We start from the raw sequence: 22,734 nt of genomic DNA on the forward strand, positions 1-22,734 counted from the left end.
CGACTGGCGCAGATGAATATGACGGGCGATCGATCCCTGCCCGGACCGCGCCTGGCACCTCATTTCCTATGACCACACCCATTCCCGATCCCCACGTCTACCTGCGCACCGTCGATCTGAACGAGCGCACGTCGCTGTCCGTGCTGGCCGGCCATGTCCGGGCCCAGGCGCACATACTGGATCTGGGCTGCGGCAGCGGCGCGCTGGGCGCCTTCCTCGCCGAGCACAAGCAATGCGTCTGCGACGGCGTCACCCTGAGCCAGGAAGAGGCCCGCCATGCCGCGCCCTTCTACCGCCATGTCCATGTGGCCGACCTGGAGGACTGCGACCTGGACCAGCTCTTCGGCGACGCGCGCTATGACTACATCGTCTGCGCCGACGTGCTCGAGCACCTGCGCCAGCCCGAGCGCATCCTGGCTGCCTGCCGCAAGCGGCTGACACCCGAAGGCCGTCTGCTGATCTCCGTACCCAACGCAGGCTACAGCGGCCTGGTGGCAGAACTGCTGCACGGCGAATTCCGCTACCGCGAAGAAGGCCTGCTGGACCGCACCCACCTGCGCTTTTTCACGCGGCGCTCGCTGTCGCGCTTTCTGGCCGAGCAAGGCTGGCAGGTGGACGACATCGACACCATCGAGCGCGCTCTTCCCGAGTCGGAATTCCGCGTCGCCTACGACAGCCTGCCCCCGGCCGTTGCCCGCCACCTGCTGGCCACGCCCGATGCACTGGCCTACCAGTTCATCGCCAGTGCAGCGCCCGCCGCCCAGGCGCTGCCCATCGAGCCGCCGCTGAACTACCCACAGGGGCATGCACTGTTCACGGCCCAGCTCTACATGGCGCGCGCTGGCCGCTATGAGGAAGAGAGCAAGCTCTCCACCACCGGCATCATTGGCCAGGCACGTCAGACATTGCGCTTTGCACTGCCCGACCACAACACTTCGCTGAGCCATCTGCGCCTGGACTTGGCCGACCGGCCGGGCTTCGTGCACCTGTACCGGCTGGCCTTGCTGGATGGGCAAGGCGCCGTCGTCTGGCAATGGCGTCCCGAGGATTCGGATGCCGCCTTGCTGGGGCAACGCCCGCACCATCAGCTCGTGTGGAATGGGCTCCATCCGGCAGGCGCATTCGCGCTGATGCTGCTGCTGACCGGCGATGACCCCTGGTTCGAACTTCCCATTCCCGCAGAAACCCTGACCCCCTTGCGTGGCGCCTCGCTGGAGATCGAGATGGGATGGCCCATGTCGGCCGACTATCTGGCACTGGCCGGGGCCGTGCAGCCGCTTGAGCGGCAGATCGCGCAGGAACGCAGCCGCGCCAACGATCTGCAGGATCAACTACACATCCAGCAACAGGTGCATGAGCAAAAGCATGCACAGGAAGTGCAGCGGCTAGCGGATCAAACTAAACAGCAAGTTGATTCAATCCAGCAGCTTCAGCATCGCAATGCCCTGTTAGAAGAAAGCCACGTCACGCAGAGCAAGGAGCGAGCCATCTGGCAACAGGAAGCCACCCGCGTACAGCGGGACTTCGCACGGCTGGAACAACACCTGCGCGACATAGAGAACTCCACCGTCTTCCGAGCCACACGTCCCCTCGTCCACGCCAAGATGCGCATTGACCGCCTGCTGGGCCGCACACCCGTTCCTGCCCCTGTCCCCTATACCCCAGTACCGCAGCCGATGCCCCAGCAACCAGTCGATGTGATCGTGCCCGTGTACCGGGGGCTGGACGACACACGCAACTGCATCGAATCCGTGCTGGCCAGCCCCTGCCGCACGCACTGGCAACTGGTGGTCATCAACGATGCCAGCCCGGAGCCCGAAGTCACGGCCTGGCTGCGCGAGAAGGCGGCACAGGAGCCTCGCATCACCCTGCTGGAGAACGAGGAAAACCTCGGCTTCGTCGGTACCGTCAACCGGGGCATGGCGCTGAACACCGCCCATGACGTGCTGCTGCTCAACAGCGACACCGTGGTCGCCAATGACTGGCTGGACCGCATCCGCCAGGCCGCCTACGGCGATGCACGCATCGCCTCCGTCACGCCGTTTTCCAACAACGCCACCATCTGCAGCTACCCGCGCTTTTGCGAGGGCAACGACCTGCCGCCCGGCATGGATACGGCCGCCATCGACGCACTGTGCGCGCGCACCAATCCCGGCCAGGTGGTGGACGTGCCGACCGGCGTGGGCTTTTGCATGTACATCCGCCGCGACAGCCTGAACGCCGTCGGCCTGTTCGATACCGAGCACTTCGGCAAGGGCTATGGCGAAGAAAACGACTTCTGCCAGCGTGCCGCAGCCGCTGGCTGGCGCAACCTGCATCTGCTGGACACCTTTGTGCTGCACACAGGCGGAGTGAGCTTCGGAGAAAGCAAGAGCCCGCGCGAACGTGCCGCCATGGAAACCCTGCGCCGCCTGCATCCGCGCTACGAAGCCGATGTCATGGCCTTCGTCCAGGCCGACCCTGCGCGCACCGCACGCCTTGCGCTGGATGTGGCACGCCTGCAGGCAGAGGCCGCACACCAGCCTGTGGTGCTGGCCGTGCTCCACGACCGGGCAGGCGGCACGGTGCGCCATGTGCGCGAACTGGCGCAGTTCCTGCAAGGCAAGGCACTGTTCCTCATGCTGTCCCCGGCCGCTGGTGGAGTCGTGGTTTTGCGCCGCGCCGAGGAAAAGGAAGCATTCGAGCTCGCCTTCCGCATCAACGACCAGATGGAGGAACTGGTGCAGGCCCTGCGCCAGCTGGGCGTGGTGCATGTGCACTACCAGCATCTGCTGGGCCATAGCGAAGCCATCCTGGACCTTCCCACCCGTCTTGGTGCGGCCTATGACTTCACGGCCCATGATTTCTATACCTACTGCAAGAACATCTCGCTGACCGGCATAGACAACCGCTACGTCGTGCCGCCCCGCGCGGGCGAGTGCGGCTGCTGCGAACCCACGGACACAGCCCCCTATGCCGGCACCGTGGCCCAGTGGCGCCACCGCAATGCGCTGCTGCTGAACAACGCGCGCCATGTGCTGGCCCCCAGCCAGGACACGGCCAACCGGATCGCCGGTTTCGTGCCCGGTGCCCGCGTCCAGGCGGTTGCCCACACCGACCTGCCGGCACAGCTGCCGGTCCCGGTGGCACACCCGCTGGCCGCCACGGCCCCGCTCAAGATCGTCGTACTGGGAGCCATGAGCGCCATCAAGGGCGCCGACGTACTGGAAGCCGTGGCACAGGAGGCCGCCAAGCGTGGCACCCCGGTGGAGTTCCATCTGCTCGGCTATGCCTACCGCAGCCTGCAGACCCAGCCGCGCGCGCGCCTGACCGTGCATGGCGGCTACAAGGAAGAGGAACTGCCTGCGCTGCTGGAGTGGCTGCAGCCCGATCTGGCCTGGTTCCCTGCCCAATGGCCGGAGACTTACAGCTACACGCTGAGCGCCTGTCTGGCGGCTGGCCTACCTATCGTCGGACCCGATCTCGGCGCCTTCCCCGAAAGGCTGGCAGGGCGCGAATGGTCCTGGGTCCACGCCTGGGATGCCAGCCCTGCGCAGTGGCTGGATTTCTTCGCCAAGGTACGTCAGGCACATTTCGTCGCCTCACACGCACCGGAAACTCCTCCTGCGTCAGGCACCTCTCAGGCGCTGGCTGGCGAAGCCTTCTATGCGCAAAGCTATCTGAAAGGTCTCCAGCCTGGCGAACAGGCCGTACTCCAGCCTTTGTCCACGGCTTTACTGGCAACGCATCGCCTGCAGCGCGAAGCCCATGTGGCCAGCTCAGTGGCATTGGCCGCTCTGGCACGATTGCGCTCCATGCCAGTCCTGCGCGGCGTGGCCAAGCGCATTCCCGCACACTGGCAGCGTCGCGTCAAGAACTGGTTGCAGGCTTAGTCGCGGCTCCATGCTGTGCAGCACTACGCCTAAGGTAACGTTGTGCAGCCAGTATGCAGGGTCGCTCCACGCCATACCAGGACAGCAATGCAAGCGTGAGAATCAAAGCCAGCGAGACAGACAGGCACCAAGCCAGATCCCAGCCGGCGCGCAAACCGTGCTCCGTGACCGCCTGCTGAACAGGAAATGCGTATATGTACACGCCATAAGACAGATCGGCGCGCCAACGTTGGGATCCTATAGTGCTTGCACCCACATGCGCGACATAGAAGATGCCACAGGACACCCCTGTCCAGACAGCCATCTGCCTCACCCAGGCATCCATCGCACCCCAGGCACATGCGAACCCAGCCACTGCGACTACCATCATCCAAGCCCGAGGACGGACGTCATAGACGGCCAAGGTGCTTCCCACAAAAAAGGGGACGCCAAAGGCGCAAAAATCGCGCCATCGAAACACTTCAGCGAACAGGCTACGGCTCGCCGACAAGCTCACATCCCAACCTGCTGCAGAAGCGACTTGCCATAACACTGCCAGCAAGGCTGCAACCACCGGATATACCCAGCGCCGTCCTCGAACGCACAAGGCCACAAGCACCAGAACCAAGTACATGGCCAGTTCATACCGGATGGTCCACAACGATCCATTGACGGCCTTGGCAAATGGATTCGTCTCGAAGACACCAGGGAGAGTTTGCACCGTGGCGAAACCTGCCGCGTTGTTGAAAAAATTGCGCCAGGTTGCAGGCGCACTGAAGTAATCGGCAGATCCCAGCGTGGTCACCCCCCAACCCAGTACAAAGACCGAAAAAGCCACGGACACAATCAGTCCGGGAAAGACTCTCATGAGACGCTTCAGCCAAAAAGCACCCCAGACAGGATCCCTCATCCAGCTCTGACACACCAGATATCCGCTGACGAAAAAGAACACATAGACCGCGAGGGATCCCAGGCTATGGCCAGGAAACGGAACAGGCAGCCGCAGCCGATACAGAAACTCGCCGTGCGCGGCGAATACGGCCAGTGCTGCGGCCAAGCGCAGCAAGTCAAAACGGTTACCCATGTCCAAGCGATCCGATAGGCCGTGGCACAAAGCCATTGCGGCGCAAAGATGAGGCAGAGTTGCCCATGAGGAGACGGCCTAGAATCAACGGCTCAGGCACCATCCTTCGCAGCCGACCTCCGCCAGTCTACATTATGAAATTTCCTGCCCGCTTTCTGCTTCCTGTAGTCGGCTGCTCGCTGCTGCTCTGGGCCGCCCAGGCCATCACCTTCAGCCAGACAGTTCCGATCAATCCGTCAGCCCCGGCGATCCCCTCGAAAGTGGTGTTCACCCGCGACATCCGTTCCGACGGGACTGCCGCTGACCATGTCAAGGAAACCTATCCCTGGGGAGAGCAGACTCTGCCCTCCCATCGGATAGCAGTTGCAGGACAAGGCTTCCTGCATCACACCTTTGCCACGCCCCGGCCTGCGGGAACCCATACTCAAGTCTTGAAGTTTCGGTTCCGCTCCAACGACCTCTTCACAACGAATCCAGAGGCACACTTTTTCGTATCAGGCAGGAGCGAGAGCACCTCTTGGTACAACCGCGGCAGAGGCTTCATCGTCGGCGATCTGTCTGGCACGCTTCGCCCGTGCCAAGGACACATGGTGAGTCAACCCGAATCATGGTGGACCATCCAGGCCGAAGCGCGGCCTTCAAGCATTGTCTGGAATGGGGAGCACTGCGGCCCCTCCATGCAGGACCATGTCTGGTACGACGTGGAATTGCATATCAACAGCGCCGACTATTTCGCCTACTGGCTGCGCCGTGACGGGCAGCTGGTCACCAGCCAGCTGGTGCATGACACGGAAAACCCTGAGGGCAACATCCTCAACAACAAGCTCACAGGGTTCGCCTTTGGTCTGGTCTTTGCGCGCAACTACACCCAAGGCTGGTCACTGGAATTCGACAACATCTCCGTCAACTGGCTTTGATCAGCTGAGGCGAGGATTCAGGAAGCGTTTCAGTCGGAGAGCTGGCGACTCGACAGCATGCCAGGAGACGTAACCGGCGGTCAAGGCGATCGTCAAGGCCAGCATCAAACCAGCCAGAAACGGTAGTTGTGGCCAGGTCGCCTGCACCGCTTGCTGGATAGGGCAACCCAACAAGTAGATGCCATAGGAGGGGTCACCCCATCGATGCAGCCGGCTCAACACTGTCCCTGTCTGCAGTCCCAGAAAAATCAGCAGCGGCGGCAGCAACAAAAGGCCCGCAGAATGCTCCAGCCCCAATCCAAAAAATAAAAAAACAGCCAGCAGTAAGGCACCCAATAGCAATGCTTTGGCATGAAAAACAAACCATTTCCTGTTCAAAGCAATCAAACTGCCACAAGCGAAATAAGCCGGATATTCAAACCAATGTCGCATGACACCAGTCAGGTCGGCGTTACGCAGGGTCAGAAAAAATACAAGATAACCCGCCAGCACAGCAGACGCAACCCACCGAGAACGAAGCAATCCCAGCGCCCCTGCACCAGCAAGTACGGCATAACACATAACCTCGAGAGGAATGGTCCACAACGGTCCATTCATCAGACCAGCCAAAGGGTTTTCAGTAAAAACTCCAGGTAGATTTGGATATGCCTTCACCAACAGCAGATTACGCCAGTGATCAAGCGTTAAGGAGTGCAGAAAGAAATCGCGCGTGGGCAACGCAGTGAATATCGGGCCAAACAAAAAAATGCCTATAAGAACGGCAACTAGCATCCCTGGCCATAGGCGAAGCAATCGCTTGCCAATGAACGCTATCAATCGCGGATCATGCAGCCAACTCAAAGTGACCAGATAGCCGCTGATGGTAAAGAACGTCATCACTGCAACGCCCCCCACCATGTTCGAGTGCAGCCACGGTGGTGGTTGTGTGCCGGTGATGGGGAATTGATGGCTAAAAATAACCGCCGCCGCGGCACCAATCCGCAGCAGGTGAAAAGCGTTGTTGCCAGCGTCCCTCACCGCGCTCATTGCTTTCCTAGCAGCAGCAGTATCTCGTTATTACCCAGCCACTCTTGCGGATACTGGGCAAGCAGCTCCTGCGGAACGGACTCCTCCACCATGCGCCTTTCCTGTCGCAGCAACTCAAAACCGGCCTGCTGCAGGATCTCGACCAATTCGTCAGCCGTCAGACGATTCAGCGCCTGGTACTCCTTGAAGACGAAACGCTTGTACCCGTCCACGCCAAAGTCAGCGAACCCAAAATCCACCTCTGCGGCATCAAGCGGCCCTTGGTGCTCCTCAATCCGATGCCAAAGCTCATCCTCCGACATCAACAGATGGTGCCAAGGTGTGTCGATATACCGACGCAAGTGAGACCCAAACGGAGAATAAAACAAGGGCTCGATCTGCAGAAAGAATACCCCGCCAGGGCGCAGGCAGGCATGCAAGTCACGAAGTATTGGCAACAGCTGGTCCCGCTGCACATGCTCGAAGGTAGACCAACTCAAGATGCCATCCACACCTGCATGCCGAGCCGCCAGTGGACTGCTGGGCTCAATGGTCTCAAAGGTCAGTGCCGTCGGAATCCGCTCCATTCCCAGTTGCTCCCGCGCAATGCGCGGCAACTTGGCGTACTCCCGGCGTATATCCACGCCATGGATGGCAGTGGCGCCATGCCGCAACACAAGCGCAAGATCCGTAATTCCATCGCCACATCCAAAATTCAGGAGCTTCGCCTGACTCACGTCAAGCCGATCTCCAACCCATTGGTGTACAACGTCAGCTGCATAGCCAAAGTGTGCACGAAACCACTCGTCGGTGATATGTGAGGCATCCCATGGTGCCGTTCCCCACATCCGCTCCCGCAACCGCAACAACCAGTCCATAACGTCCTTTTTCAATCCCGTGCCACGAAAAACCGTGGAGCCTGTGCCCACAAATGCCATGCGGCAGGTGCTGTACGCAATAAATGATCAAGATTGGCGAAGACCGTATCGGTCAATACACCAGTATCTCCATACACACCAAGAGGCTTGATGCACAGCATCCGGCGACCAGTCGCCAGGTCTGCCCCCATGTAAAAAACCGTCACTGGCAATTGCTGCTCCACTGCCATGGAAGGAAGTACAGCCGGCACACTGACCGGCAAGCCAAGCAATGGCGTCACCCGCGTCACAGAAACCTGGTCCTGGGGAACATCCATCACAACAATTACCTGCTGCTGCCTTGAAATAGTCCTGCGGACTTCAGACATGCCTCCTGGGACAAAGATCACCGGCTCGCCCAATGCAAGCGCGACCGAGCGCATACGGGCTCTCACATAGATGCCGAACACCGTTCGCCCGACAAAGTCAGGCCCACTGGGTGCTGCAAGCACCATGGATGCATGCACGCCATGCTCACGCGCATGACGCAAGGCCCACATTCCCATGCCCCAATGGAAGGTCCAAAGCAAGGCCGCCCCTCCTTGGCAATCCCACTGACCTTGCACTTCCACATGCCGCCGCATCCACGCCACAGACCGAGTGCGCAGCAGATAGTGGTCCGCATGATCCATCAAGGTCACCAGCTTGCGTTCGGCCAGCCACGCTTCAGAATCATCGCCACACAGACCATACTGTCGCGCTTGCTCCAACGCCGCAATACTGTCTTCCGCATAGAGCCAATTCCAGCGAGCGAAACACTTGAACAATCGAAAGCACGCTGACCACGGCAACACAGCTGCAAGTCCGGGCAACAGGACAAACTCCAGCAGATCACGGCTCTCTGTCTTCAGCCGCCGCAGAAGATTTCCCAATCCAGCCACCCTTACTCCCATCGGTGCGGCAGCTGCACCAGCCCCGGCATCAGCTTGGGCGCAACAAAGCGTACATGCAGATAATGCAGCCACTCGTCATAGACAACCAACCCAGTGGCATCGAACAGGTAAGCGCTGATCACGTAGTCACCACTATGCAGCGGCAGATCAGGGAATGTCAGTACAGACTGCCAGGTTCCATCACCCATGGGCTTTGGCACCACACCTTCCTCATGCGTGCCTAGCGATGTAATGCCCACCCCCTGTGACTGCTCAATCATGAAGCCGATATTGGGCGGCTCATCGCCACGGCCACGCACCGTGATGGTCACAGCCAGATCCTGCCCCTTCAAAAGCGCGGGCTGTCCTGGAGGTGCCTGCTCCAGATTGGCCACATCTACCGACAGAATGCAGGCACTACCCAAATCCAGCGCAACCGGAGCTGGAGTTGGCGCTTCTACCTCTCCTGGCTGATGAGGCGATGCAGGTGACTCATCCACAGCCTGCCGCTGGCGCGTATACGCGTCGTAGGCCGCAAGGACGGGCTCAGTGGGACCGAACTGCTCGACATGCCCATTCTTGAGCCACAGCGCCGCATCGCACAGGTTGCGGATATGGTACGGACTGTGCGAGCAGAACAATATGGTGCAGCCATTTTCCCGGAACGCAGTAATGCGCTCCACGCATTTCTTCTGAAAGTGCTGATCGCCGACGGCCAAAGCCTCATCGATGATCAGAACGTCGGGCTGTACTGCTGTCACAAGTGCAAATGCCAGACGCACGGTCATGCCTGAGGAATAGGTCTTGACGGGCCTTTCCAGAGCTTCGCCAAGCTCGGCAAACTCGGCGATCTCCGGCTCCAGTTCGCGCATGCGCTCTGGGCCGATACCAATCAGGCTTCCACCGAAATACAGGTTGTCGCGTCCGCTGAAATCAGGATGAAAGCCTGCACCCAATTCCAGAATGGCAGTCACTCTCCCCACGCGCTCGATACGCCCCTGGGACGGCTGCAAGGTACCAGCCAGGAGCTTGAGCAACGAACTCTTCCCCGCGCCGTTATCGCCGATCACACCTATGCACTGTCCGCGACGCAACTCGAAGGACACATCCCGCAGCGCCCAATGGCTACGGTGCGTGGCGCGCCCAGTCAGCAAGGCCTTCAGCCTGGAACGGGGTGAAGCATAGAGCTTGTACTCCTTGCAGACCCCTTGCACCTTCAACACCGTTTCATCGTCCAACTGCTTCATTCTCAACTCACCAGCCGGCGCATACCGGGTATTGCAGATATACACAGAGAAGTCAGCATGGACAAGGCAAACACCAGGCATGTCAGCAAAATCCACGCATCACCCGCACGCTGCAGGCTCCAGCCCCAGCGCGCCAGCATGTCGATCCAAAAAGGATGTATTGCATAAACCCCCAACGTGGCAGCACCCAGACGGTTCACCCACGCAGGAATGACTGTCCTGGGCACGCGCAGTACCAAAAGGAACAGACTGACGGTCAGTACCATCGCCCACGGACTGCGGTTGCTGTAGAACAGCACGAATGCCCAGCCCTGCAGTTGCGGGTAGGACCATGCCACCCCGACCGCCATCATGGCCACGCACAAGACAATGGCCAGCAACAGTATCCAGGCCGGCACTTCAACCGGCTTGCGCAGCAGGTAGTAGCCTGCCCAACAATAAATGGCAAAGAAAGGCACCAGCCCGACAAAGCTCGCGTGCGACAGCTGCTGCAGTGTCTGTGCGATCGATGCAAACCAAGTCATGCCCGCCGCCAGCAGTAGCAGGTAAATCCAGCCTCGCCCCTCTCCAACACCCAGCACCGCAAAGCGCATGGCGGGCATGGCGATGTAAAGGCCCAACATCATGAACATGAACCACAGGTGATACCAGGGCGAGCCCAGCAACAGGTCATGGCCTACGACGTTCCAGGTGATGCCGCCCCACATCCACTGCCGCCAGAGGAAGTAGAAGACGCTCCAGAACACTACGGCGGGCAGCAGACGCTCCAACCGCTGCCATATGAAACGGCCTGGTTCACGCTCGCTTGGGCGTGCCAAGAGCACTGCGCCAGCCACCATGGCAAACATCGAGCTGCCAAAGCGCCCCGCCCCATCGGCCGCATTGGCGACCCACCAGCCCAGGCTGTGGATGTCGACCTGGGACACCCTGACCATGGTCGTGTGAACGATGACCACCGCAAATGCGGCCAACAACTTGAGCAAGCTCAAACGCGGGTCCGCGCCGCTGCGTTGCTCCACGCTCACAACCAGTCCACCAATTGGTCTCGGCTGCGTGCAACCAGCACATTCAGCAGCAGTGCCAGCACGCCCAGCCAGATGAATGACACCCACCACACGGCCGCTGGTGGCCATGCGCCTTGAAGCAGGATCTGCTGATAACCCTGAACCAAAGCCGTCATAGGGTTGAGCCAAAGCACCCAGCGCCAACGCTCCGGGAACATCGCCATGGGAAAAAGAATTGGTGAAAGGTAAATGCCGACGGACAAAAAGAAGCCGACCAGCTGCACAACATCACGGAGTGCCGCCGCCAGAATGGCCAGCACATAGGACAGCACCAGGCACAGCAACAACTGCACCAGCAGCAGCGGCACCAGAGCCAAGACCGGTGGCTGCAGACCATGGGATGGCAGATAGGCCAACGCAACCAGCAGCATCAGCGGCCCATAGATCAGGCCGCTCGCCAGCACGGTGCGCGTGACAAACAAGACTGGCGGCAACGGATTCTTGTGCAACAGGCCGCCAGCATCGATCAGGCTGTTCATGCCCCTGCCCACCGCATCACAGAAGGCCATCCAGGGCAGCGCGCCCACGACAAGAAAGGCGCCAACAGCCTTGGTAGGAGCGGCATCGCCGAGACGCATGCCGAACACCACGTCAAAGACCAGATAGTAGGCAGCCACCACCAGCAGCGGCTGCAGATAGGGCCAGACCACGCCAGCCGCCGTGCCTGCGTGGCGCGCCGCCACTTCGCGGCGGGTCATCACCCACAGCAGGCCACGTGCCTGCCAGAGTGCCCGGCATTCGCCCAGAAAATAGTACATGCGTTGTTTCAGGCAAGCGCGCTGGGACGGAAAGGAGTCGCAGCGCCGTGCGTCACGTCAAACCGCGTATTCTCGCGCATTGCATGCCCTTAGTGCCAGGACGTGGAATCCACTATGCGTCAAATGCACAGCCTTCGGAGAGCCAGCACATGCGCCGTGCTCCCCTTGAAACCGTTGCCAGGCCTGGCTCTGCCACACACAGCTCACAGCACCAGGGAGCCAAGAGCATACGCAGAGCCAGGACACTCGCTTACTGTTTTTTCACGCCTTCGCTGAAGGCTTGGATGGCCTCGGTACGCACCGTGCCGGTGGCCATCAGCTTGTCAGCCTCGACCGAGATGGCCGTCTGCACCGCAGCCGCACGGACCTCCTTGAGCAGTTCATCGCGCACCTCGGTATAGGGCTGAACGCCTGCGGGGCGGCGGGCATCGAGCTTCAGGATGTGGTAGCCAAACTGGGTCTTGACCAGATCGAGCGCGCCCGGCTTTTCGAGCGCAAAAGCGGCCTTGTCGAATTCGGGCACCATGCGCCCGCGTGCGAAATAGCCGAGATCACCGCCCTTGCCGGCATTGCTCTTGTCGGCCGATTTCTGTTTGGCCAGTTCGGCGAAGTTGGCACCGGACTTCAATTGGGCCAGCAGCTCTTCGGCCTGTGTCTTGGCTTCGGGGGTGTCACCTGCAATCAGGATGTGGCTCACCTTGACCTGTTCCGGCAGCTCAAAGCGCTCAGGCTTGGCGTTGTACAGATTGCGTGCCTGGGCCTCGGCCACCTGGTCTGGCAGCTTGTGGCGCTCCTGCATCATCTGGATCCAGGCCTCGGAAAGCACCTTGTCATGCGCAACGACCAAGGCAGCCTGTACATCGGCCTGCTTGGCCAAGCCCTGCTTGGTGGCCTCATCAGCCAGCGCACGGCGCACATAGAGGTTGGTGACGATCTGCTCCACCCGTTGCGGCTGCGCCAGGATGATGGCGCGCGCATCCTCGGGCATGCGCATGCCATCCGCTTGCACATCTGCGGCCGTAATGCGATGCACGGGCCCGTCCATCAGCACAGCAGTCTGATCAGCACGGGCAGCTGTGGCGCTCAGCAGGGTTGCAGCCGCCAGCAGGGCCAGGGAAGTACGCGACAGGGAAAAGGAAGCAGTCTTGGTCACTTGCATGGTTGATTTCTTTTGACAATACAAATAAAAAAAGCGGGACTTGCGTCCCGCTTTCTTAGAGTGCTACTTAGGTCTTAAGTTGCTTGCTTACGCAAACAAATTAACGACGGGTGTAGCGGTGGGGCCAGGTGATGCCGTAGGTGGCGGACTGGCCAGCGCTCACGCTGGGGTTGGTCAGCTTCAGGAAAGCGTGACCAGTGATGGGCAGGCCAGCGCCGTTCGCGGTAGCAGTAGCATTGCTGTACACGGCAACGCTTGCCCAGCCACGTGTGAAGGCCGAAGTGCCGGTATCTTGGCGAGCAACGCTTGCGCCCAGAACGGAAGCACCTGCGTCACGGAAGCTCAGCACGCTGGTTTCGCCGCAGAAGCGAGCTTGCTCGACTTCACCGGGCGACAGGACCGCGCCGTTGCGACGGCTTTCTTCTTCACGGCCGAAGAAGGCTTGGCCAATGGCGTTCACGCAGATGCGGGCATCGGCGCGGGGAGCCGTCACAGTGGAATTACCGCTGTGGAAGAAGGCCTCAGCACCAGCAGCTGCACCGGTGATGTTACGCGTGAACACTGCAACAGCAGGGTTGGTCGTGTCAGCACCCTTGTAGTCCAGAGCCACGCTGTAACGACGGGTGGGCATGGAGAACACCCAGTCAGTCTTACCAGTGACAGAAGCGTCGTTGGCGTACTGGTTGATCACGCTGTCAACTGCCAGTGCACGTGTCAGAGCCTGGGCTTGACCTTCGGGACCCGTTTCGTCAGCAGCCAGGTTCGACAGGTAAGGGGTCGACATGTCGGGCAGGTCGTAGTAACCAGCACGGATCACGGGCGTAGCAACGGTACCCAGACCGGTAGCAGCACCAGCGGCATCCTTGGAGGTGCCGATGAGGTTAGCAGCCGTAGCAGTACGCAGCAGCGGGTCAGCAGTCACGCTGTTCACGTCTTCATCCGTGACAGCGGGAGTGGGGCTTTGCGGGAACAGCACGAAGTTGCCAACACCAGCCACGCCAGCACCGGTAACAGCAGTCAGCGTAGTGGCAGCGCCAGAGTACGTGGTGCTTTGAGCAACGTTCTGGATGTACCAGTCAGCCATCAGCTGGCCTGTAGGAGCGTTCAGACCGGCGGCAGCAATTTCGGGCTCAGTCTTGAAGTTGGTATCCAGAGCAACAGCTTCCAGCACGGCTGTGTTGCAAGCTGCAACGCCAGACGAGTTGTGCTTGATGGTCTGGTACAGAGGCGAGCGCGCAGTGCCTGCCGTACCGAAGGTTGCGCCGTACCACGCTTCTTCCGTGATGTCAGCCATGTTGAAGATTTCAACATAGCCTTCACGTGTGCCGTTGGCCTTCTGCTCAGCCGACAGCTTGGGGTTCAGGCGGCCGGTGGAAGAGTTGAAGAAGCCCAGCTTGCCAGCTTCCTTAGCGGGGATGGAATCAAAGTCTTCGCCAGCGGCCACAGCGCGCGAACGCAGAGCGGGCACCGTGCAGGTGTTGTCCGACGATTGCAGTTGCAGGCGGCCATCGGCGCCTTGCGTCACGGCAGCGGTCCAGACGTCTTGGGGCGACAGGAAGACTTGGAAGTCCAGCAGGTCGTCAGAGTTGGCAGCGCCACGGAAACGGACCTTGACAGCCTTGCCCTTGACGGTGTCGGTGTTCACCAGGTGCAGAACGGTCATGTTGCCGTTTTGCGCGTTGAAGTAAGGCACGACCAGGTTGTGACCCGTGCCGCCTTCAGCCAGACGGAAGGACTCAGCATTGGACTTGCCGATGGTCTTCAGCGTGTTGTCAGCTGCAGCAGAGCCGATAAACACACCAGCAGACGCCACGCTGGCGAAGCCCAGGCCACCAACCATGGCAGCAATGCTCAGGGCCAGAACATTTTTCTTCATAAGAACTATCTCCAGTAAAAAAGATAAGGTAGTTGCAACCACCACGATTGATCGCCGGGGAATCGTAGCACAGCCAGTTACGCCCCTATATGGCTTTTTCAGGGCGCCCAAGCGAGCTTTTGCGAAAAAAACAACACTTGCCTGGCCAACTGCGGTACAGGGACGGCGAATTATCCCAGACATTTGCACACAGGTGTAGAGGAACTTACTCCATGTACAGCCACCACTGCCCGTCCTGGTTCACCCAGGCCTCAGTGATGCTGATCGGCACCAGTACCTCCCCCATGGCGGCAGAGGAAGCCTGGAAATTGCGGCGTACCACGCAGCGCACTTCCTCGCACTTGACCGACAGCAGTTCCCCACCCTTGAGAGGGGTGACGGAGCCGTTTTCCAGCACGAAACGCTCCTTGGTCTTGATCGCACGGTAGGAGGGCGTGGTCAGCGCATAGGCCTTCTCCACCTCTCCGGTCTGGCGCGCCTTCAGGAAGGCGTTGGAGCGGTTGGTCACCTGGTCCTCGGGCGACTTGCCTTCATCCGATACCGTGGCACAGCCCGCCAGCACCGCGGCGCAGGCCAGGCCTGTGCCCCACTGCAGCAGGCGGGACAGCTTGAATGTCGAGTTCTTCATGCGTTTTCTTTCTCTCCAAAAAAGGGGATTGGAGGCAGACAGCCTCCAAATGTTCCGGATGCCTGCCATTGCGTCAGCGCGGCTCGGCGGTCATGGGGCCGACCTCCACGGAGGCCGGGGATTTGAGCAGCGGCGCAAGCGCTCGCATGCGCTCGCGCAGATCCTCGCTGACTTCGCGCACATCGATGTCAGTGCGTACCACGCGCGGCGTGATGATGACGATCAACTCAGTGCGTGCGCCCGAGTTGTTGGTAGTACCAAACAGGTTGCCGACGACCGGAAGGTCGTAAAGATAGGGAATGCCCGAGCGGCCTTCACTGGAGTTTTCCTGGATCAAGCCACCCATGACGATGGACTCGCCGGAGCGCACGGCAACACGGCTCGATATCTGGCGCTGCAAGAAAGACCGTTGCTTGGTCACATCATCTTGCGCACCCACATCCGTCACCGATTGATTGACGGTCATGGTGACCAGATTGCCCGCATTTACCGATGGGGTGACCTGGAGGTTCACACCCGTGTCCTTGTATGCAAAGTTATTGATGGGCGTTCCTGAGGTTCCAACCACCGTGGTCCCCGCTTGGTAGGGCTGCTGCGTCCCCACTGCGATCGCAGCTGTGTGATTATCAAGCACCGTCAGTGTGGGGCTCGCCACGACTTTGACCTGGGTCTTGCCCGCCAAGGCGGTAAGCATGGCCTTGATATTGCCCAACGAATTCTTGAGCGTGTAGTTGAAGCCTTGCCCCAGCGTAATGCCTTCAGCGGTCAGCTGTCCGGCTGCGTTCAGGCCAGACGCCCCCGGCGGCGCGCTGTCCCCGCCCGCGCCAAGCAAACCACCAGTGCCGCTGTAGCCTTTGTTGCCCACATCGCCGCTGAAGGCCCATTGCAGGCCATAGCGCAAGGTGTCATTGAGCGTCACTTCCACGATGCTGGCCTCGATCAGCACCTGGGTGGGCGGCAGGTCCAGCTTCTTGAGCGAAGCCTCGATGCGCTCGAATTCGGCCGGCGTACCCCAGACCAGTACGGAGTTGTTGAGTTCATCGGCCATGACGCGGATACTGCCCAGATTGGCCACGACGGCACCCTGGCCTCCTGCCTGCCCCGTCACGCCCGACTGGCCAAAGCCGGTTGTGCTGCCCAAACGCTGGCCGGAGTTGCTGCTTCCAAAGCCGCCGCTCCCGAAACCACTGCTGCCAAAGCCACTGCTTCCAACACCGCTATTGCCGAAGCCACTGTTGCCGAAGCCACTATTGCCAAAGCCGCTGCTGTTGCCGAACGCACTGGCGCCCGTCGACGTGCCCAGCCCGGGCGCCACACCGCTGTTGGCCGTGGTCCCGCCCGTGGACCCTCCAAAGATGCCGGACAGCACACCCGCCAGATGGCGGGCATTGCCGTTCTGCACATGGTAGATGTTCAACTGCGGCTGTGACCCGCCAGAGCCTGGCTGATCCAGCTTGGCGATCCAGCGGCGCGCCTCGTCCAGGTAGGCTGCGCGCGGTGTGATCACCAGAATGCTGTTGAGGCGCTCGATCGGCATGATACGCAGAGCGCCGAACAAGGGATTGCCTTCCGTCAGCGCCGTGGCGCCCGCCGCCGCACCTGCGCCCCCCGCAACGGCACCAGCACCGACCGCGCCTGGCCGCACCCCACCGGCGGCACCTGCAGCAGGCGCAGCAGCGCCTGCTGCCCCGGCCCCGCCGTTCATCAGTTGCAATGCCGAACTGACCTCCTGGATGGAAACGTATTTCAATGGAAATACACCGACGGACATACCTTCCAGCAAATTCACATCGAAGGTCCGAACCATGTCGAGCCAGCCCTCTGCCTGGGCGCGCGATCCGGCCATGACCAACAGATTACGGATGTTGTCCACGCGCAAGATGGCATCGCCGGGAACCATGGGCCGGAGAATGGCGGCCATTTCATTGGCACCGATGTACTGCAGGGGCACGATGATGGTGCCGTAGCCCGGAGCCAGCGGCTTGTCGACCACCGCCTGGCGCACGGTGGCACCGATGCTCTTGAGCGCATCGACACGGCCTACATGGTAAGTGCCGCGCGCATCGCGCACCATGGCCAAGCCATTGGCCTGCAGCGCCGTCTCGAGCAGGTTGAGGGCCTGGTCCGCGGGAATGGTGCTGCGCGTACTCAGCGTGATATTGCCCGTGATCGGGGGGTGCAGCACGTAGTCAAGCGATAGGATATCGCCCAGCACGGTACGCACCACCTGCGCCAAAGGCGCATCCTCGAAATTGAGCTTGACGGGCTTGCCTTCGACAGCAGGAAAGGTCTTGGCCTCCCCCAGCAGCTTGCCGGTACCGTCAAGGATGCGAGGCTTGGTGCGACCAGCCTCATCGTCGGACTTCTTGCTCTTAGCGTCGCTTCCGTCGTCCTCGGGCAGGAAGACATAGTCGCCCTGGTTCGTATCGGTGCGGAAATGGCTGACGAAATTGTTCTTGGCAGGCTGCGCGCAGGCCAGCAGCAACTGGCACACGGCAAGTGCCAATGCGGTTCGGATAGGTCGATTAGACAGTTGCATAGGTTTTCTAGGTGAATTCTTCCAAAGTCGTCGAATGCTTACTCGACAGTCCCGCCGCCCAGGGAGGCTCGTCTGCGGGGAGGGGATGGAGCAGCTGCTTGGCCTGATTGAAGCCTTTGCGCCTCCTGAGCCTTACGCGCCTCTTCAATAGCATTCGAGGGAGCAGGACCCGGCACGCGCGGAGCTGCGGCGGAAGGCGGTGCCTTGTCCATTGCAGCCTTGGTGAGCGGCAGCTGGCGAGTTCTATCGCCCCGCTCCAACTCAATACCCCTGTCAAGCACGCGCAGCAATTTCCAGCCGCCAAGCGACTGATTCATCAGCAGGCGCTGCTCCTTGCCTGCGTACTGCACGATGACACCAGAAACACTTCCGTCGAAGAGGCCAAGGACTTTGGCCTGAGACCATTGGTCCTGCTCTGTTTCATCCACCTCAGGCTTTTTGGGTGGCGGGGGCGGCGGCGGAGGGCGGCGGCTGAGCGCAAACAGCGGCCGCTCCTGCATCTGCAGCATCCAACGGTCTTCCTCCCTCTCCCCGCCAGAGGCCTTGGCAGGGGGATCGACAGGCAACAATGCAGTGATGTCCGCTTTGATAGGCGCCGGGGGCTGCCAGTGTGCATTCTTGATCTGACCTTGCGGTGTGAACCAGACCCAGGCCAAGACACTACTCAGCAGCACCAGGGTGGTTGCAACGCCCCACCCGAGCCAATTGATTTGCTGCTTCACGACGTCTTGCTCCGAAGAATGCTGAAAGTGAGTTGCACACTGACCCGAGGTGCAGTCTTGACATCACTCGTCTGGAGATTCCCAAGCAGGCCGACCTCCAGATCCTGGAGCCAGACCGTTGGACTGAGGTCGCGTAGGGAAAGAAGAGCCAGTTGAACGGCCGACCACTCTCCTTCGGACGTCATGATGATGTCAATGCGCTCATAAGTGCCTTCTTCAGGATTCAAGCGCACCTGGCTGCTGACAACCGACAGGCCCGCACGATCCAATGCGGTACGCAAACGCTGCTGTACGCCATTGCCCGTCTGCATTGCGTCTCCGCCCTCACCGGGGTACACATGCAAAGCTTTGACCTCGGCAATGCGCTCCAGTGTCTGCTGTATCTCTTGCTCCTGCATCTGCATTCCCAGCAAGCGCGCATAGCGAGGCTCCAGCGCAGCAAGCTGTTCCTCGCCATTGCGATGATGGGCATGCACCCAGAACGCCAGCAGCACCAACATAATCATCAGCAACAGAACAGGTGCAGCCAGCAACATCATCTGCCGCCAGGCCAGCCTGGTGGTCTTACGGGTCATGCGCCCTCCTTTGCTGAGTCCTTCGTTGCCGATGGCGCCTGAGCTTCTGGAGCCTGCTCAGGCTCTTTAGGAGCCACGGCATGCAGGCCCAGGATTGCTGGATCAATCATGGCCTCCAAGACAAAGCTTTCCTTGCTCGTGCGCGACACACGTGTCACAGCGCTGGGCAACCGCACTTCCCGAAATCCGGGCTCTTTAGCTAACGTACTCACCACCGCCGATGCGTTGTCACTCAAGCCATTCACGATGAGTTTCGTTCCTTTGAACTGTATGCGCTGTACTGCCGTGTCATCCGGCAGCAATTGCGTCAGCATGGCCAACAGCCGCAGATGATCGAGTTGCTGCTGCTGGAGCTTGAGGAGTTCGGCAACACTTTCGGCCTCTGCCATCATGGTCTGCCGTCGCGCCGCCACTTCGCTGGTGCCTTTGGCCAGCTTTGTGAGCTGGCTTGCGGCATCAATGGCGCGTAGGCGCAATTGCGCAGTGGGCGTAATTGCCAGTGCTGCAACCAAGCCCACAACTGCCACGCCTCCCAAAAGAAGCCAAACACGCTGGCGGGCTTCGCGCTTGAGCCGACGCTGCTCGCCGAAGCCGGGCAGCATTATGGGTCCGGCGGGGGCCTGTAGCCATACCTCTGGTCCGGCATTGTCGGCCCCCTGGAAGCCATGGACCGCTATCGCCTGCTCGACCAGATCACGCGAAGTGATGACGACATCGACCTTCTGGCCAGTACCTGCCTCTGCGCCTCTTGCCGCATAAGCCCACAGTGTCTGCTCCTGCGAAAAAGGCGACATGGTGTAGACATCAAGCTCAACGGCACCGTGAAGTGCTTTGGAAGGCATTGACGGTAGCAGCAGCGTGCGAGCAAGTACCTGATCGGATCCCACAAGAATTGCAGAATAGGCGGCAGGCGATTTATGGCCATCAGCCCGAGCGGACATGTGCCACGACAAGCGACTGCCTCTGACCCAAGCATCGGTCTCCGCACCCACGACCTGCATGCGAGTCGCAGGCATGCCTCGGCGCAGCAATGGCAGATCCAGCAATTGCTGCCACGCATCATGCAACTGCCTGCCCAATGAGCTCAGATCGACGCCGAAAAGTTTGGCATCGGAAGTCATCAAAGCCATGAAGCCGTTCCTTGTTTAAATTGTTGTGTCACGGTAGGAGCTTCCTTTCTTGTACCGGCCGACGCTACATGCGCCCCCGCCAGGCTTGGGAAGCGGATAAAACGGCCCAGGGCAATCGCCCCCCTCCCATACCACCCTGCACAAACACTTGCATGGTGATCTGGGCAACACCCGAGCCTTCGAATGGAACCCGCGCCACCAGCGAATAGCGCGGACCGGAGACGCTCTGGCGGAAGGGTGCCGCAGCATCCGCGCTTTCAAGCCAGTTGCGCAAAACATCAGGTGCAGCAGCAGGATTCAAGCCCGACCTTCCACCCGCATCGGCTACGACGAAGTCACGCAGGCCCGAAAAAATGGCGTAAGTCATTCCAGGCACCTGAAGTAGATCCTCCGGAGCCTCCCAAGGCGATCTTTGAAGGGTTTGCCCTCCTGGGCCAGATCGAGCTTGCACAATCGCTTGGGCCAACTCGTCCGCCGCTCCCCTACCCATACCTGCGGCCTGCACCAGAAGGCCAGAAAGCAGGGCAGGTGGCGCACCGTTGATGTTGATCAGACCGGTCCACGGAACGATATCCACCTCGACAATTTTGCCTCCTAGCGGGATTGAGACGGAACTGAACTCCCTGAATTCGGTAGGCTTCACCGCCATGCGCTGCAAGACCTGATAGATGGCCGCTTCACCCACAGCCCGGCCTTCAATCATCTGGCGCGTCACGCCACCCACCGCAGCCTCCTGGCGGACAACGCCACCCAAGCTGGAGGCAAAAATAGCCAAGGCAGCAACGATCCAAAGAACCAGGATCAATGCCATGCCACTCTGCGTTGACTTCGTCCGAGGCTGCTCCATCAAAACACTCCACCGCCGCCGAGGCTGGCACCGCCACGCGTCTGGCTGGAACTTGCCGGCGTACGCACGGCAACCACCATCATCGGCCATACCCCCGACGCCGACTGCAACTCGATTTGCACGGCAGACGGCAGTTCCTTTTCGTTGTCCTTTTCGGGTCCCCATTGCGGCTGCCAATGTGCCACGCCCAGCTTGGCGTTCTGGTAACGCAAGGCAAAACCCGTGACACCGCGATCGATCACGTAGGACTGGCTCTGCCCCCAGTCGGGCATTACATCGGCCCCTTGCCAGGGTGCGAACCGCAGCACCAGGGCATCGCCTTCGACGGAAAGCTGGAAGTGGGTACGACCGCCCATGCCGAAGCGGGCGGGCATGATGCCCAGCCAGCGCATGCCTTGCGGGCCGCCTTCGAAAAACAGTTCGCTCTCGCCTTGCTTGCGCAGAGCCGTCTGTCGCCGTACGGCAGAGACCTGACCCAGAACCGAGCGCAGGAATGCAATGGACACCCGTTGATGGTCCATGCGGTCCAGCCGAGCATCCACACGCTCCTGTGTCTGCGAGACCGTGGACATGGCCGAGGCCAGCCCGAGCATGAGCAGGGACAGAAGGGCCATGACCACCAGCAGTTCCACCAGCGTGAAGCCCTTTTGCCTGCCCGAAGATGGAGCGCGCCCAGTCATCGCGTCACCTCGCCTTGCTGCAAAGGGCGCTGCGGGCGCAGGGTCTCGAAGACCCAACTGCGGTTTTCAACGGAGATCGTGATGCGCAAGGCATGCAGGGGAACCGCGGTTTCGGGCAGGCCGCCCACGGAGAAAGGCGCGGAAGCCACCTGCCAAGCGTAGACACCATCCTGCCCTGAGGCCTGGGTGCCACCAGGATCGACCATGGGAAAGGCGTCCATCAGCGAATCGGCCAGCAGGGCCACGCCCTGGTTCTGCTCCAGTTTGGAAACACCGCGCGCGGAACCACCAACGGCCCGATAAATGAGCGCCAGCGAGATAGCCATGATGGACAGCGCCACCAACAGCTCCAGCAAGGTCATGCCCCGCACCCTGGGGCGGGAAGCGGCGCGCCGACGCATTACAGGGCCTCTTTGGTGACTTGGCCGGACAGCCAGTCCACACGCAGACGCACGCCACCGCCGCTTTGCGCGCGGGCGAGCGAAATGCTGCCCCCCGTGGCGCCGCCTTCGGGCAGAAAGACGATGGTCTGGCTGCCATCAGCCAGCGCCATGCCGGCTGCCGTGGTCAGTTGCACCGTCAGGCTGTCGGGCAGCTTGGCCGTGGCTTGGCCGGCGATGCCGTACTGGCGGCTATTCGTATTGACCGCGAATGCCACAGGCATGCCCTGCAGCGTGGCCTGCTGGCGCGCCTTGCGCAGCAGGGCCGTCACGTCCTGCACCGTCTGCCGATAGTCCACGGCATCGCGCAGCTTGCCCATGGCAGGCGGCACGATGCCGATGATGGCGCCAAGAATGGCGAACACCACCAGCAGCTCGATCAGCGTGAAACCCTGGGCGTGCTTCAAGACTCATCCTTGGCAA

The 22,734-nt window shown here is 60.7% G+C and carries 20 protein-coding genes; 2 read left to right on the top strand and 18 right to left on the bottom strand.

The window, feature by feature from the left end; translation table 11 throughout:
- Window positions 1–68: 68 nt before the first annotated feature.
- A complete protein-coding gene (locus DELCS14_RS25680) occupies window positions 69–3,872 on the top strand; it encodes a methyltransferase domain-containing protein (RefSeq protein ID WP_013804213.1) in 3,804 nt (1,267 codons plus the stop codon).
- On the opposite strand, the gene DELCS14_RS30235 is transcribed toward DELCS14_RS25680, so the two are convergent.
- Complete coding sequence (locus DELCS14_RS30235; RefSeq protein WP_013804214.1) at window positions 3,850–4,935, bottom strand: acyltransferase; 1,086 nt, start codon at window positions 4,933–4,935, stop codon at window positions 3,850–3,852. The two genes, DELCS14_RS25680 and DELCS14_RS30235, sit on opposite strands and share 23 nt — an antisense overlap.
- Before the next feature lie 134 nt (window positions 4,936–5,069).
- Here DELCS14_RS30235 and DELCS14_RS30905 point away from each other — a divergent pair, with 134 nt between their 5' ends.
- Entirely contained in the window at window positions 5,070–5,852 is a 783-nt protein-coding gene (locus DELCS14_RS30905) for a hypothetical protein (RefSeq protein WP_013804215.1), read from the top strand.
- Here DELCS14_RS30905 and DELCS14_RS25690 read toward each other — a convergent pair whose 3' ends face one another.
- The 17 genes from DELCS14_RS25690 to DELCS14_RS25760 all read right to left on the bottom strand — a co-directional run bounded on the left by DELCS14_RS25690 (window position 5,853) and on the right by DELCS14_RS25760 (window position 22,718).
- Window positions 5,853–6,878 (bottom strand): acyltransferase, encoded by a 1,026-nt coding sequence (locus tag DELCS14_RS25690; protein ID WP_013804216.1) that lies wholly within the window; start codon window positions 6,876–6,878, stop codon window positions 5,853–5,855.
- Complete coding sequence (locus tag DELCS14_RS25695; protein WP_013804217.1) at window positions 6,875–7,735, bottom strand: class I SAM-dependent methyltransferase; 861 nt, start codon at window positions 7,733–7,735, stop codon at window positions 6,875–6,877. The genes DELCS14_RS25690 and DELCS14_RS25695 overlap by 4 nt, the downstream gene beginning before the upstream one ends.
- Window positions 7,736–7,746: 11 nt before the next feature.
- A complete protein-coding gene (locus tag DELCS14_RS30240; protein WP_228676821.1) occupies window positions 7,747–8,646 on the bottom strand; it encodes a hypothetical protein in 900 nt (299 codons plus the stop codon).
- Between the two features lie 11 nt (window positions 8,647–8,657).
- Entirely contained in the window at window positions 8,658–9,893 is a 1,236-nt protein-coding gene (locus DELCS14_RS25700) for an ABC transporter ATP-binding protein (protein WP_013804219.1), read from the bottom strand.
- 2 nt (window positions 9,894–9,895) lie between these two features.
- The gene (locus tag DELCS14_RS25705) at window positions 9,896–10,912 is read right to left on the bottom strand and encodes an acyltransferase (protein ID WP_157158320.1); all 1,017 of its coding nucleotides are present in this window, start codon (window positions 10,910–10,912) and stop codon (window positions 9,896–9,898) included.
- 2 nt (window positions 10,913–10,914) lie between these two features.
- Entirely contained in the window at window positions 10,915–11,715 is an 801-nt protein-coding gene (locus DELCS14_RS25710) for an ABC transporter permease (RefSeq protein WP_013804221.1), read from the bottom strand.
- Window positions 11,716–11,965: 250 nt separating this feature from the next.
- Window positions 11,966–12,874, bottom strand: coding sequence for a peptidylprolyl isomerase (locus DELCS14_RS25715; protein WP_013804222.1), 909 nt, complete (start codon window positions 12,872–12,874; stop codon window positions 11,966–11,968).
- A gap of 100 nt (window positions 12,875–12,974) precedes the next feature.
- Window positions 12,975–14,750: a hypothetical protein gene (locus DELCS14_RS25720; protein ID WP_013804223.1), complete on the bottom strand. Its 1,776-nt coding sequence runs from the start codon at window positions 14,748–14,750 to the stop codon at window positions 12,975–12,977.
- Between the two features lie 205 nt (window positions 14,751–14,955).
- Window positions 14,956–15,378, bottom strand: coding sequence for a hypothetical protein (locus DELCS14_RS25725; RefSeq protein ID WP_013804224.1), 423 nt, complete (start codon window positions 15,376–15,378; stop codon window positions 14,956–14,958).
- A 73-nt stretch (window positions 15,379–15,451) separates the two neighbouring features.
- The gene (gene gspD / locus DELCS14_RS25730; RefSeq protein ID WP_013804225.1) at window positions 15,452–17,917 is read right to left on the bottom strand and encodes a type II secretion system secretin GspD; all 2,466 of its coding nucleotides are present in this window, start codon (window positions 17,915–17,917) and stop codon (window positions 15,452–15,454) included.
- A 38-nt stretch (window positions 17,918–17,955) separates the two neighbouring features.
- Window positions 17,956–18,639 carry a hypothetical protein gene (locus tag DELCS14_RS30910; RefSeq protein ID WP_013804226.1) on the bottom strand — a complete coding sequence of 228 codons (684 nt, stop codon included), beginning with the start codon at window positions 18,637–18,639 and terminating at the stop codon, window positions 17,956–17,958.
- Window positions 18,636–19,214 carry a type II secretion system protein GspM gene (gene gspM, locus DELCS14_RS25735; protein ID WP_013804227.1) on the bottom strand — a complete coding sequence of 193 codons (579 nt, stop codon included), beginning with the start codon at window positions 19,212–19,214 and terminating at the stop codon, window positions 18,636–18,638. The genes DELCS14_RS30910 and gspM overlap by 4 nt, the downstream gene beginning before the upstream one ends.
- The gene (locus DELCS14_RS25740) at window positions 19,211–20,344 is read right to left on the bottom strand and encodes a PilN domain-containing protein (RefSeq protein ID WP_013804228.1); all 1,134 of its coding nucleotides are present in this window, start codon (window positions 20,342–20,344) and stop codon (window positions 19,211–19,213) included. Before DELCS14_RS25740 ends, gspM begins: the two co-directional genes overlap by 4 nt.
- 64 nt (window positions 20,345–20,408) lie before the next feature.
- The gene (locus tag DELCS14_RS25745) at window positions 20,409–21,155 is read right to left on the bottom strand and encodes a general secretion pathway protein GspK (protein ID WP_228676822.1); all 747 of its coding nucleotides are present in this window, start codon (window positions 21,153–21,155) and stop codon (window positions 20,409–20,411) included.
- A gap of 35 nt (window positions 21,156–21,190) precedes the next feature.
- Complete coding sequence (locus DELCS14_RS25750; RefSeq protein WP_013804230.1) at window positions 21,191–21,871, bottom strand: prepilin-type N-terminal cleavage/methylation domain-containing protein; 681 nt, start codon at window positions 21,869–21,871, stop codon at window positions 21,191–21,193.
- A complete protein-coding gene (locus DELCS14_RS25755) occupies window positions 21,868–22,272 on the bottom strand; it encodes a type II secretion system protein (RefSeq protein ID WP_012203233.1) in 405 nt (134 codons plus the stop codon). The genes DELCS14_RS25750 and DELCS14_RS25755 overlap by 4 nt, the downstream gene beginning before the upstream one ends.
- A complete protein-coding gene (locus tag DELCS14_RS25760; protein ID WP_013804231.1) occupies window positions 22,272–22,718 on the bottom strand; it encodes a GspH/FimT family pseudopilin in 447 nt (148 codons plus the stop codon). The genes DELCS14_RS25755 and DELCS14_RS25760 overlap by 1 nt, the downstream gene beginning before the upstream one ends.
- Window positions 22,719–22,734 lie beyond the last annotated feature (16 nt).

Source organism: Delftia sp. Cs1-4 (genome assembly GCF_000214395.1).
Lineage (GTDB): Bacteria > Pseudomonadota > Gammaproteobacteria > Burkholderiales > Burkholderiaceae_C > Comamonas > Comamonas acidovorans.